Source organism: Cobetia sp. SIMBA_158, assembly GCF_046566945.1.
In the GTDB taxonomy this organism is placed as follows: Bacteria; Pseudomonadota; Gammaproteobacteria; order Pseudomonadales; family Halomonadaceae; genus Cobetia; species Cobetia amphilecti.
In genome coordinates this window covers 1-228 of record NZ_JAWJYL010001277.1, presented here as the reverse complement: position 1 = coordinate 228, position 228 = coordinate 1, and the positions used below count along the sequence as shown (strand labels likewise).

Annotated in this window: 1 pseudogene; it reads left to right on the top strand. The window is 67.1% G+C overall.

Features of this window, described 5'->3' with window-relative positions:
* Window positions 1-228, top strand: a pseudogene (locus R2R70_RS23830) (hypothetical protein); the annotation flags it as partial.

The following is a 228-nucleotide window of genomic DNA, read 5'->3' as shown; positions in this document are numbered from 1 at the left end:
GAATATCCGCTGGAGATGCTGGAATACACGGCCGCGGCCTCAGCAGTGGGTCAGACCTATCGGGTGACCCTGTCGATGGAGCCGCCGGAGGACCGGCAGGTGCTGCCGGGGGCCTCGACCACCGTCAGCGTGCGGGTGATGATCGGGCGGCATCGGATTTCCCTGCCAGCCACCGCCATCGTGACCACCCCTGCGGGGGTGACGGGCGTGATGATCTTTACCCCGACC